This is a genomic window from Streptomyces sp. NPDC102259 (genome assembly GCF_044766465.1).
Classification (GTDB): Bacteria; Actinomycetota; Actinomycetes; order Streptomycetales; family Streptomycetaceae; genus Streptomyces.
Genome location: NZ_JBIWMA010000001.1, coordinates 790,380 through 803,659, shown reverse-complemented (window position 1 = coordinate 803,659; position 13,280 = coordinate 790,380). Strand labels below are relative to the sequence as shown.

The window sequence follows — 13,280 nt, the reverse complement described above, 5'->3', positions numbered from 1 at the left end:
CTAGCCAAGGTTCGCAAGATTTCGGCTGGCGTAGTGCGGTTATGAGCCACCCAGAACCGCATGTCTGGATAGTTTTCGATGACAGACGTCCACACGGGTAGCGGAGCATCATCCCAGGTGGCAAGCCGTCTCTCCTCCGGATCATCGCTCTCGACCAGGCGAACGAAGTCCGCAGCAGCCTTGATCGTCATTTACACCCCAGTCCCTTGATATTTACCGACTTAAGCTTACTGAATAGGACCGACTTACCGGCGTCACCCTTGTGTTTACCTACGATGTAGGTGCCATTTACGTCCGCATCCCTATACCATTCCAAGCCTTTCTTTGTCTCAGTAAATATCTTCCACTTCGACTCGCCGTGCCCAGTGATGTCCTTGCTCCACCAGTAGACGTTGCCGAGCCTGTCTGCGGGCATCCGATAATACGTTGCACCGAATTGCCCGCCCTGCATGACCTTCGTGGCTGCACTGGGGGTCCAGCCCCCATTTTCGTTGTGGACTAGTACCGGAATGTCCCCAGCCAGCACATAGTACGTGTGGACGTCACCGATGGTGAGGTCGTAGGTAGTCTGCCGTTCTATGAAGTGGCGGGCCTCGGTGACCGTGACAGTGGCGCCCTTTTCGGTGCGCAGCGTCATGCCGGACTTCAGGTCACCAGCATCGACCCAAGTTCCCTGCGAGGGCGACCAGAACGGGTGCGAAGTCGTCGCGATGACCGACGCATCGTCACCTTCACGCTTGACCGAATCCGTCGCGACAGTCAGGTCGACGAAGTCTTTGTCGTCCTGCGTCACGATGGTGTCGACGACTTCGCGGGTCGTGGTCTCGCCGCTGGCCGGATCGGTGGCGACGACTTCGTCGCCGACCTCGATGTCCTCTATGGGCTTGGTCGTGCCGTCAGCGAGCAGGACCTCGGTTCCCTGGACAAAGCTGTGCGTGAGACATCCGCCGAGCCGGGCCCCTACTGCAACCGCATTCTCGCCTTTCCCCAGGAGCTTGGCAGCTTTTGCGATCTTGCCGAACGGGAGGTAACCCGCGGCTGTCCACAGACAGCCGCTGACGCTGCCGTGGGCACAGGCAACGGCATCGTCGACGCCTAGAAGTGCCAGGAGAAGGCCGGAGGACGGACGGATCCAGCCGAGATCGTTCGCCGCCGAGCAGAAGTCCGATGTGGGGTCCGCCATGCACAGGCCCTCGGCCCACTTCACGACCAACATGGAGTAGCTGTCACCAGCGGGGTACGGGCGTGCTCGCAGTTCCTCCTCAGTCGGGACTACGACGCCGGCGACCACCAATTGCTCTGTGCCGGAAGATGTACCTGAGCCACCTTGAGCCGTGCCACCGGCGTCGCCGGAATTGCCGTCGTCGATCCCGTTGCCATCGGGGTCCCATTCGTGCGCGGGGTCCTTGGCCGTGTCGTAGTCGCCGGTCGTGCCGTTACTGCCCGAGCAGTGGTGCGGGTAGCAGGATTCGAGACCCGTGGGGTCGCTCTCCGTGACGGGACTGTTGTTGGCATAGCTATAACCGTTGAGCGAGCCAGGCTGATCGACGCTGAGGAGCGGGTCGACACTGATGAACTGACCGATGCCGGGGTCGTATTCACGGGCCCCTACGTGGGTCAGGCCAGTGGCCGTATCCCGCGTCTTTCCCATGAATGCCTTGTCGTCGGGCCAGGGACCGTACAGAGGCGTGCCACGGTCCGCGCCGAAGGGTGTCATATAGCGCTTTGTGAAGCTTTGGCTGGCGTCCGGGTTGAGCGCCAGTGAGGAGGTGTTGTGCTGGTCGCCGGTCAGGTAGGTGAGTTTGTTACTGCCTGACTGGTTGGTTCGAACGGCGGCCGTGACGCTATCGGCGCTGTAGTACCGCTGCGCCCAGGACGTGCCGTTGGCTCGGAGATGCAGTTCCGTGGAGCCGGCATAGAGGACGCGCTCGCCGTTTCCCGTATTGCGGATCAGAAGGGTGCCGTCGGCGGAATACAGGTAGTCGGTCGACGTCCCGCTCTCCGTGAGTTTGCTCAACTGGCCCTCTGCTGACCAGTCCAGTATCTGTGTCCCGCTCGCACCAGGACGCTTCCAGGTATTGCCGGTCTTGTCGTAGTCGTAGATACGCTCCTGGCTGGAACAGTCGGCCTTGGTCGTGGTTCCGGTCAGGACGTGCTTCTGGGTGGTGCTGGTGTAGCAATAGGTGGTCTTCGTGTCCCCTGTGGTCTTGTGGACCGTCTCACCGGTCCGTTGACCAGCGGAGTTATAGGAGTAGCTCGTCCAGTACGGGGCCGGGCCCGACAGGCTGGAGGCACTCTGGGCGTCGGAGCACTTTTGTGAGGCGGGGGTCCATGCCTCGGCCAGGCGCTGGTGACCGTCGTAGGTGAAGCACTGGGTCTCCGCGGAGCCGGTACCGCCCAGCAGGGTCGGGTCGCTGATTGCCGTGACATTGCCGGCCTGGTCGTACGCGTAATTGAGGTCCTGCAGCATGTAGCCGTGCGTCTGGTCCGTGACGTGGCTGCGGGTGAGGCGGCCGGTGCCCTCCTCGAAGGTGTTGGCCACGTAGACGTTCTTGTTGCCGGTTCCCCCCGTGCCCAGGGTCAGCAGTTGCGGCTGGGTGAGGGCCGAGTAGTCCACGTCCAGCAGATATCCGGTCGCGCCACCTATCGAGGTCACGTCGCCGAGTGCGTCGTAGTCGTAGTCGATGCTCTCGGCCGACAAGCCTCCGAGGGCCGGCTCCTTCGTCTGCTTCAGGGTGCCGTCGACGTTGTAGTACGTCTCGTACGCCAGTGTGGAGGGCGCGCCGGCCTTTACCAGGGGGTCGCTGGCGGGTAGTTGCAGCTGCGTGCCGGTGGCTCGGTTCAAGCTGTCGTAGGCGGTGACGGCCTGTGTGTAAGCCGCGCCCGTCTTGCCGCCGACGTAGCGAGTGGAGGAGGTGGCCAGGCCCTTGAGGAGAGTGTCGTAGACGAGTCCGGTGAGCTGGTTGGCATCCGTCTTGGAGTCTTTCCAGGTGCCCGCGACACGGCCCAGCTCGTCGTAGCCGGTCAGGACGGACGTGCCGCGGGAGTCCGTGGACTTGACCGGACGGTCGAGGGCGTCGTACTCGGTGGTGGCTGTTCCCTTGTCCGGGTCGGTCGTGCTGACCTGGCGGCCGAACAGGTCATATATGTAGGACCACTTAGCGCTGTCCGGCCCTGTGACCGTCTCCTGCTGGCCGTCCAAGCCGTAGGTGAACTTCGTCGAGGTGTACGAGGCACCAGGGGTTGTGCCGAAGGACGCGTCGGCCGGGCTCGCACTCGCGTACTCGCGTGATTCCGTCGTCTGGCCGCGTACGTCGGTGATCATGCGCTGGGCCGAGCCGCCCTCGAGCGCTGTCGTCGCGACGGAGTCACCGGTGTAGCTGCTGGTGGTGGTCCACTGCTTGACGCCGTACACGTACAGGCTGGTGTCGACGGGGCGGCCGGCTCCGTCGAAGACGGTCCCTGACTGAGTGGGAGCTTCGCCGTATTCGGCCCGGGTGTACGCGGTGTTCGGGGTGCTGGTGTTGTCGAAGATGTCGGCATACGTCTCGTACGCCAAACCACGCGTGTCGTATCGGGTGTCCGTCAGCAGCCGGCCGCCCTGTGGTGTCGGGGACTGCGTCTGCAGGGGACGCAGGAGCGAGTCGTAGAGCGAGTAGCTGGTGGTGTAAGTCTCGCCGTCGTTCTTGAGCGTCGAGGACGAAACCCAGGACGGCTTGGTGTTGTCCAGGTGGTAGGCGAACTTCTGGTTGGGGGCCTGGCTACCGCTGATGGTGTTCGGAAGCCACACCTGGGTCAGTCGACCGAGAGCGTCGTACGTCATCTCGGTCTTCTTCAAGTTGACGTCGTACATGCGAAGCGGCTGGCCGCGTCGCGGATCGAAGAAGCTGACCGCCTTGTACGTCTTCGGGTCTGTGGTGATGGTCTTGGTCAGCGGTCCGGCGTCAACGGGGGTGTAGGCAAGGGAAGTGGGCGCGTTCGTGGAGGCGTCGCTGACGTTGAGGGGGCGGCCGAGGGTGTCGTAAGTCGTGGCGGAGATTCTCTGCCAATCGGTCGGAAGCCGTTCGCCGTTGAGGTCTGCGGTGACGGCGTAACCCGTGGCACGGCCCGTCCAGGTAGCCAGGCCCGTGGTGGGCTTCTGGGACGCCGACCACGCCGTGACGCTCGCGGTGTCGTAGACGGTGCTGACGTCGGCGAGTACGTCGCCTCGCGCGGGCTTGGCCGGGTCCATGGTCGCGGGCAGGGCCAGCGAGGTGTCCGCCGTCGCGCAACTTCGGGCGACCGAGCGGGTCCGGGAAGTCAGCGAGGTGATGCCGATGTCGGTGTTGCGGGCGTACCACGTGCGGGTGCAGGTCTCGTCCGCTGTTTTGCCGACCTGTCCGGCGTCGTCGACCGTGACCGGCATCCCGTAGTCGTCGAAGGAGGTGCTCGTCTGGCGCTCACGCCAGGTCTGGGACGCCGTCAGGTAGGTGTAGCTGTGCACCTTCTGCGTACGGACGTAGCGGGCGACGTGGTCACCGGCGCCGGGCGGAGACTGCCTGGCGGTCTCCTGCGACCAGGGGTCGCTCACGGACGCCGAGATCGCCATGGAGCCGTCGTACGTGACCTGCTCGCGCAGTTGTCCCGCGTACTGACCGCTGTCGGTGATCGACGCCGCGCCGAGAGCCGGGGTCGTCAGGGGCGCGACGGAGACCGACTTGGTGGTGCCATCGCTCTTCTGGTCCCCGTGCATGCCCTGGAGGTAGAGCGAGACCGTCCTGGAGCGGGTCACGTCTGTCGCGCCTGTCCACGCCGTGACCTGGGCGTATCCGCGCCATTCGGACCAGGTCCGCTCTTCCTTCTTGGTGAGCGGGTCGTCGCCGTAGTGCCAGGCGGCACCGCTGTAGGAGTAGGCGTGCTCGACCGCCTCGTTGTTGCCGGTGGGGTCGGAGACGCCGACGGCCAACACTCGGTACTTGTGGAACCAGTCGATCGAGGCGTTCTCGGCACCGTTGATGTGCCAGAACTGTGGATAGCAGGAACGCGTGTTGGTGTCGGGGGCCGCGTTCAGGACCTGGCTGCGCACGCACTCCTCGCCCGAGAGGGTCACCGTGGTGATCGCTCCGGTCTCGGACGTGACGGTGGAGACGCGCGGCCGCGTCAGAGGCAGGATGTTGTCCGTGGCGTCGACCCGGTTGGGCCGCATCTGGTAGGTGAACGTCACCGGGTCGAGCGCGACGGCCGTGTCACCGGCCTTCGCGGTCCGCTTGAGCGACTTCAGGGTCAGCACCTGGTCGGAGCTGTCACCGATGTCCCCGCCGTCCAGGTACTGCTCGGTCAGGTCCCAGGAGTCCACGGCGTCGTAGGCGGCACTGGTGGCGTTGTAGGAGTAGGTGTCGATGCCGGTCAGACGCTTGCGGGAGAAATAGGAAGGACCGGCGGCATTGCATTCGTCGTCACCGCTGGAGCAGATCGCGTCGAAGGGTACGTCCGGCCAGTTGTCGGAGGTGTCCTCCGACAGGCTGGAGCAGTCCGAGGCGGTGCAGCGCTCGGCATAGCCGAAGGTGACCTTCGCGTCCGCCTTGTCGGTGAACAGCGCAGCCTTGCGCAGGCCGTACTCGATTTTCGACAGGTATCCACCGCGCGTGTAGACGGCGTTGGCGGTCTCCGACTTGTTCTTCTTGTAGTAGTTCGACTCCTTCACGTACCAGTACGTGGCCGCGTTGCCGCGGGTGTCCTCGACGTAGTCGAGGTTCCAGCGCCAGGCCTGGGTGAGGGCACGGTCCGCGAAGGCGTCACCTGCCGAGTAGCCCGGCTCACCCGAGTCGTCGCCGAACACCGGGACCGTAGCCACGGAGTTGGTGCGCTGTGTGTCCGCCCCGTCCAGCTTGTTCAGGCCGAACACGTACTTCGTGCCGTCACCCGTGACGACGGTCCAGTACTCGCCGTCGTCGTCGCCGTTGTCCGCGCCGGTGGAACGCATCACCTTCGAGGCGTCGTCGTTCTCCAGCCGCCAGCGCCCGTCTTCGTCGTCCTTGACCAGCCGGGTGGACATGCCGTTCAGCACGAGACGCGCGTTGTCGTATTTCCAGCAGAAGTCGAAGACGTCGTCGTGACCGTCGTCGTCACACGGGCCGTAGGAGCGTTCGACGTAGGACTCGGTGAGTCCGAAGCCTTCTCCGACCGAAGTGCCCTGGTTGTTGGAGGTGGCGGTACGACCGTCGACGCTGCCCGAGTCGTACGAGAGCGACAACGGCGGCTGTGGGCCCGCCGCGGCCGGGGGCAGCGTGAAGTCGTACGACCAGGTGAAGGAGCCCGAACTGCCGCCGGCCTCCCAGGACGAGGATTCCGCCAGCGGAGTCGCCGAGTAGTCTCCGGCGCCCTTGGGGGACTCACCGGAGCCGGCCGCAGCGGTGACGGCCAGCACGGTGGCGGCAGGGGCGGCGCTGCCTGCGGCCCTCATCAACTGAGTGGACGGGCCATCGGCGTGCTCCGCGATGCTCACCTTCGCCGAGACCGACTGCTGTGCGAGATCGTTGGCCGATACCAGCGGACTCTGCGTGCGGCACTCTGTCTTCTCCGGCGTCGTCAGCGCGCACGCGGGCAATTGCACCAGACGCAGCCGTTGGGACCAGCCGCCACCGACGGCGGAGGCGAAGCCGCTGTAGTCGACGCTGACCTCGGCGTTGCCCGCAGTGTCCGCGTCGGTGGTCAGAATGACACCGGTGACACCTGCTGCGCGGGCGGCCTTCTGATCCAGCACCGTGACGCGCGCCTTGCCGCCGGCCGCGGCCTTGGGGCCTGGCGGCGGGGCGATGGTGACGGGTACATCTCCTGGCTCGGCTGTCGTCTCCTTGCCGGTCACGAGACCAAGCGTCGCCGCGCCCTTTGCCGGCCAGGCCGACTTCTGCTCCAGGAGGGCCCGGTCGGCCTGAGCCTTGTTGGTCTTCTTCTCCCGGGCGACCTGCTCGCGTGCCTTCTTCGCGCCGAGGTCGTCGACTTCCTCGACCTTGCTCACCCGGGACTCGGGCACGTCGGGGCGCCCCAGACCGGAGGATTCGGCGGCCTGGGCCAGCTGAGCCACACCCAGGGGTACGACCAGTGCCAGGGCCAACGACTGCACCAGCATTCGCCCGGCCGGTCGACGCCCGGCATCTCTACTCGATCTTGTGGTGCCCCTGCCAAAGGCCATTACTACACCCCACCTGGTCCCGTCAGAAGAAGATTCAGCAAGTCGTGCGCAGACCGCTGCGTCCGCCGCGCTCTGTGTGCGGGTGAGGACAGCGCTCCGAGGCTGTCCTCACCCGATGCCGTCAGTCGCCCACGATCTCTTCGACCTGATCGGACCCGGTCATGGCTCCGGCCCACAGCCGCACCTCGGCGACTCGTCCGGGCAGGTAGTGCCGCCACGCACTGCTGGTGTAGCCCTTGCCGACAGCGAAGTCTCCAGAACCGGCCTTGGCAGTGAATGCCTGAGCGTCCCGGTTCTGCACGCCTCCCAGATAGAGGCTGATCGTGCCGCCCTGGTCATGGGCATCGAACACGCCGGTCAACCGAACCATGCCGTCCACCATCGCGGCCTCTTCGGAGGCCACTGCGCTGAACGTACCGTTGGCGTCCAGTCGGCCGAAGCGCCAGAAGCCCACCGGGACGGTCCTCTCTTCCAGGGTCTCCTCGTCGAGCACCGTCTGTTTGTCGGTGAGTTCGTACCAGAAGCCCCAGGCCGACCCGTCGGCTGTTCGCTGTCCGACGACCTGGCCGGTGTAGCCGATGCTCTTGCCGGCGAGCGCGGTGGCGTTCAGGGACGCCAGTGTCGTGACCGTGAACGAGCCCGTGTCGTCCACCACCGGACCCGCCGCCGCGGCCGCGTCGTCCACTCCGTCGAGCACGATCGACTCGCCGTCCAGCGAGGCTCCACCGCCGAGGGTCAGCGACCGGCCGTAGCCCGAGGTGGTGTCCGCGATCGTCGTGCCGGAACCCCGGTCGGCGGACCAGTCGGCGACCAGCTCCACACCGGCATAGGCCTCCGAGGTCAGCGCCTTCGCTTCCTCCGCGATCGACTCCGCCGACAGGGCTCGTTGCCACGTCGTGGGCTCGTCGATGCTGCCTTGGAAGTAGTCGGTGTAGACGTCGGCCCAGATGCCCCTGCCGATCTGCAGAGGCCCCGACCCCTTCCACGCCGTCCCGGCGTCGACGCTGCTCTGCAGTGCTCCGTTCACGTAGAGGCTGACCTTCTTCGTCTCGGCGTCGTGCACACCGACGACGTAAGTCCACACACCGCGCGGCGTCGCCTGTGAGGCACTGGCCTTGCGAAGGGTTCCGTCGGTACCCATCACGCTCATGCTCCAGGTGTTGGCCCCTCCACCCGCGTACGACAACCCGAACGGGATGTACTTCATCGAGAAGGGGCTCCCGCTGTCGGGTGCCTGGCTGAGCACCGTCAACGTCCGCGAGGCACTGGGATCGACCCGCACCCAGGCCGAGACCGTGTAGGAGGCGGAGGTGTCCAGCACGGTGGCGGCCGTGGCCGCGTACCCCGTGCTGCCATCGAGAGCCAGCCCCTTGTCCGTCACCGGAGTCTCCAAGGCCACGCCCGCCGCGTCACGGGTGATGAGCCCGCGACGGCCACGGTCGTCGCGTACCGCGCCGCCCGTCAGGGTCGCGTTGTCAGAGCCGTCCCATGTCGCGGAGTCCACCGCGGCACCGTCGGCCTCGGTGAAGTTCCAGCGACCGACCGGCTTCTCACCGTCGGCCACGAGGAAGTCGACGACGGACTGCGCGCCGTAGCGGCTGACGTTGTCCTTCGCTCTCACATACAGGCGGTACGTGCCTTCCTTGGGCGGTGTGATGCCCACCGACACCGTCGAACCGCCGGTCTGGTCGGCGGACCATGCGGCCGTGGAGGAGAGCCTGTACTGGTAGGCGACGTTGTTCGCGTCACCCGTAGCCGGCTTGAAGGTGAAGGTGCCCTTCACCGCAGGCCCGCCATGGGCCGTGCAGTCATTGGTCGTGCACACGGTGTACGGCGTACCCACGGTGATCTGCGGTGCCTTGGGCGCCGTCGGATCCACCTTGAAATAGCACGGCGTGGTGTAACCGGTGTTCTGCCGGCTGCTGCCGTCCTCGTAGTACGACAGGGTCAACGCCCTCAACCGGTACAGCACGCCCTCCTGGAGAGTGGGCAGACTGCGCGACTGCTTGATCAGGTTCCCCACGTAACCTGTGGACGGACCGTCCAGGTCGGTGTGGGCGAGTGTCCACGTCGAGCCGTCGGACTTCTCCGTCCGCCACCGGATGCGCAGGCTGGCTCCCACCGAGCCTCCGGGCGCGGTGCGTGGCTTCCCCTGCACCAGCGGGGTGGGATCCGACACGATGGCTGGGTCGGTCGAGTTGCCGGAGCAGACGTATCCGGTACCGGTGACCACGCCCACCTCGGTCGGGAGGGCGGGCACCGCCACGAACTTCACCGCGAGCACGGCGTCGTTCTTGAACCGCTTCCACGCCGACGGGTCGGACTCGTCGTGGGCCTTGATCTCCAGCGTCAGCCGGGAGAACTTGCCCGCGGCGAAGTTCGACACCGTCGAGGTGAGGTTCTCGTTCGTTTCCCCGGCGTTGTCGTTGAACTCGATCGGCGCGTCCGGGGAGTCCGGGTCGCACAGCGAGCCACGGCCGGCCGAGACGTTCTGGTCCACCATCAGGTCCAGCTCCGCCGGCCGCGAGGACCACGTGGTCGCCGAGGAGATGTTGTTCGTGCGGACGAGATCCACCCAGCGCGGATCGCACTGGAACGCCCACGGCTCCGTCACCCGGAACGTCGTGTCCAGGATCTTCTTGCCCTTCAGGCTGGCGGGGGAGAACTCGAAGTACAACTTCTGCACATACCCCGGACCGCAGTAATAGCCGTTCCAGGTACCGCACTTACCGGCGCCCTTGCCCTGGTCGTCGTCGCCGTTGCTCCAGCCGTACGACTCGTAGCCGTCACTGCGCAACAGGGTGCGCTCGGACTCGCCCCAGGTCACCGTCGGGTCGATGAAGAGCGGGAAGGCCGAGGCGGCGGACTTGGTGAGCATCGCCGTGTCCGGGACGACCGACAACGAGTCCTTGGTGACGGCGACCTCCATCTTCGCGACCTTGTCACCCTGGCCAGGCTCCAGACCCGAACCGGACGGCGCCACCTCGGCGGGGTCGGACGACTTCACCGGCTCCTCGCCGAGCACCTGCGCCCGCAGCAACTGCGTCCGGGAACCAGACGCATCGGACTTGGCGGACATCGCTCCCGCCGAGTCCCACATCCGCGCCGGTGGAGCCTTGAACACCGTGCGGCCGCTGCCGTCGACAGCAGCGAGGTTGCCGGCGGCGCCTTCGTGAACGTCCAGCCCCTGGGCTTTGAGCCCGAAGGTGAGCTGCTTCAGCTCCTCGTTCGCCGCCGCCTCGGGCGTCTTGACGACGAAGACCGGCTGGAAGCTCTCCGGCGTCGCGGTCACCTGAAGGTCGACACCCGGAAGAATCTCGGTGTACACGGCACTGGGGCCGTCCAGTTGCGGTGCGGGCAGTTTGCCCGGCCACTGGAGCTCCAGCGAGTTGCCCTGGTCCTCGATCCGGGCCAGAGGCGCCTCGTCGCCTCCAGCCGAGAACGCGATCGACACGGCGGCGGCCTTGGGGCCGACCGAACCGTCGGAACGTTTCTCCAGGGTCGCGTCCGGCGGCTGCCAGCCACCGCCGGGCTTCGCCACGCGTACGGGGACGACCGACTGCTCCATCGTGAACGTAAAGCCATCGGGGTTGGCGTAGACCGTGGTCCGGTCCGTCCTCTCCCCCGGCACCTCCACGCGCTGCCCGGACTCCTCGGCCTCCGCCAGTGCCTGCTGCGCCTCGGTCAGAGCCGCCGAATCCGCCTCCGGAGCAGAAGCCGCCGCCGGCTGTGCGGGCAGCGCCAACATGCCCAGCGCCAAGGCCAACGCAGCCGTCGTCGCTCCCGTTGTCCCGCGTCTGCCGCGTCTACGAAGTCCGAACGTGTCTGACCCACCCCGTGCGAAACGCACAGAACCCCGCCCCCAGAGTTACAAGATCCTCAAAAAAGTAAGCGCATTCAAACCCTCCTCTCACCTTGCGTCAAGGATTTATCACCATGCGCAGTCATCCCTCGACACCACACTTGGCTTGTATGCGATCCCCGTTGACAGCACGGACGTCCTCGTGCGGGCCTCAGGACACCCGACCTGGATTCCGCCGGCCGTTCCCGTGGTGCCAGCCTTGAGAGCGGACCGACTTCAACCCAAGTCCCCCTATCCAATGGCTTTTTGAGCGCGGACTTGGGGGTGGCATCGTAAAGAGCTGAAGGGAGCAGTGGTACAAGCCCCGGGTCCGACCGCCGAGCTTGAGTAGTGCGAGAGGACGGTATTCCGGCGCGACGCACGGTCCCCGCGATCACCTCTCTGACTGAAAGCGGTCACTGGTGGGTGCCAGTCGGCCAGGCCGTGCGATGCCGTCGGACCGCGATGTTAGTCTCGCGCTTTTCAACGACGAAGGCCCCCCATTGACCCCCATACCCGCCCCCGGCCGCGACCGGCTGCCCTCTCTCACCGGGTTGCGGTTCTGGGCCGCGTTGCTCGTCGTGCTGTATCACCTGTCCCGGCAGGTCGGGATCGTGCCGGGGGTCAGTGATGTCGTCTGGTACGGGCGTAGTGGGGTCACGTTCTTCTTCGTGTTGTCAGGGGTCGTGCTCGCCTGGACCTACGACGGTGCGGGGGTGTCCGCGCGGGTCTTTCTGTGGCGGCGGTCCGCTCGGATCTGGCCGTTGCTCGCCGTCAGTGTCGGGGCGTCCGTCGGGGTGTGGTGGGCGCTCATGGACCGGGCCGTGTCGGTCGAGGCGGTGGGCGCGACCCTGCTGCTCGTGCACGCGTGGTTTCCGCAGCCCGTCATCTTCACCGGGGGGAATCCGGCCGCCTGGTCGCTCAGTGACGAGGCCTGGTTCTATCTGACCTTCCCCGTGCTGCTGGCCGTGCTTGGCAAGCAACGAGCCAGGGTGTGGGGGTGGACGGCGGTCGGGGTCTCCCTCGCCGCGCCGCTGCTGTGGGTCGGGCTGTCCGGGCTGTCGGCCACCACGCGTACCTGGGCGCTCGACTATCTGCCGCTGACCCGTTCACTTCAGTTCGTGCTGGGTGTGGTGGCCGGGCTGGCGCTGAAGCGTGGCTGGCGGCCGGCCGTGTCGCTGCCGGTGGCCGTCGGGCTCGTCGTCGGCTGGCATCTGGTGCTGGTTCCGTGGTCGGGCGCGGTGCCCGAAGACGTCTGGTACAGCCCCTACTCCGCCTCCCAGTTGCTCTCCGCGCCCCTCTTCGCCGCCCTGATCTGCGCCGCCGCACGTGCCGACCTCGACGGGCGGCGGACCGGGCTGGGCGGGGCCTGGATGATCCGGCTGGGGCACTGGTCCTTCGCCTGGTACCTGATCCACGAGATCGTGATCCGGGTGGCCGTGTACGAGTGGGGCAAGCCCGCACCCGGCGGCGAGACGGTCGTGTTCTGGGCGGGGGTGCTGGTCGTCAGCCAGGCTCTCGCCGCCCTGGCCTATCAGTGGGTCGAACGTCCGGCCGAGCGTCGGCTGCGGGGCCTGGTGGTCGTGCCCGGCCGTGCCCCCGTGGACGGCTCAGAGCAGCGGAGTCGGACGGTCGCCTGAGCGGTCGTGGTCCTGGTCACGGTCGTCTGAGCGGTCGTGGTCCTGGTCACGGTCGTCTGAGCGGTCGTGGTGACGATCGCCCGAGGAGGCCTCGCCGCGGGCGCGGTGACGGGCGCGGTAACGGGAGATCGTCCTTGAGACGGCGACGATCAGCAGGCTCACGCCGGTGATCAGGGAGCCCGCGGCGAGGAGCGCCAGGAGGACCAGCGTGGGGTTGACCCAGGCCGGGACGAGGTCGTACGAGGCGTTGCACTTGTTGTGCAGCGGGAAGAACCGGGACGGCTCGCGCCAGTGTTCCGCGCGGTAGGCGTCGTCGTACTTCTGGCCCCTCAGGAGCGCGCAGGTCTCCGCCACGTCCAGGCCGCCGGACCACGCTCCCCAGAACCACGTGAGGAACAGCCCTACGCACGACAGCGCCGAGAGCGTCAGCCAGAAGACCGGCGTCCGCCCGATGAGCCACGCCCTCGCGTTCCCGATCGCCACCTTGCCGAATGCCTTCTCACCGACCATCCCGTGATTCTCCCCTTCCGGTGATCAGAACGCTCCGTCATCCCCAACTGCCGTCTGTACTATGCCTTTTGTCCCGAGTGCGCAGTCGGCGGGCCGGGCGACCACGGGGAGGGGACCG

At 66.5% G+C, this 13,280-nt stretch carries 4 protein-coding genes; 1 reads left to right on the top strand and 3 read right to left on the bottom strand.

Translation table 11 applies throughout. From position 1 onward, the window contains the following. Positions 1-187 precede the first annotated feature (187 nt). Together ACIRPU_RS03575 and ACIRPU_RS03570 are read right to left on the bottom strand one after the other, a co-directional pair. Complete coding sequence (locus ACIRPU_RS03575) at positions 188-7,108, bottom strand: polymorphic toxin-type HINT domain-containing protein (RefSeq protein WP_403861071.1); 6,921 nt, start codon at positions 7,106-7,108, stop codon at positions 188-190. Positions 7,109-7,292: 184 nt separating this feature from the next. Next, positions 7,293-10,919: a LamG-like jellyroll fold domain-containing protein gene (locus ACIRPU_RS03570; protein WP_403861603.1), complete on the bottom strand. Its 3,627-nt coding sequence runs from the start codon at positions 10,917-10,919 to the stop codon at positions 7,293-7,295. A gap of 596 nt (positions 10,920-11,515) precedes the next feature. On the opposite strand from ACIRPU_RS03570, the gene ACIRPU_RS03565 reads away from it, so the two are divergent. Continuing rightward, positions 11,516-12,652 (top strand): acyltransferase family protein, encoded by a 1,137-nt coding sequence (locus tag ACIRPU_RS03565; protein ID WP_403861068.1) that lies wholly within the window; start codon positions 11,516-11,518, stop codon positions 12,650-12,652. Here ACIRPU_RS03565 and ACIRPU_RS03560 read toward each other — a convergent pair. Then, a complete protein-coding gene (locus tag ACIRPU_RS03560; RefSeq protein ID WP_403861065.1) occupies positions 12,623-13,162 on the bottom strand; it encodes a hypothetical protein in 540 nt (179 codons plus the stop codon). The two genes, ACIRPU_RS03565 and ACIRPU_RS03560, sit on opposite strands and share 30 nt — an antisense overlap. Positions 13,163-13,280 lie beyond the last annotated feature (118 nt).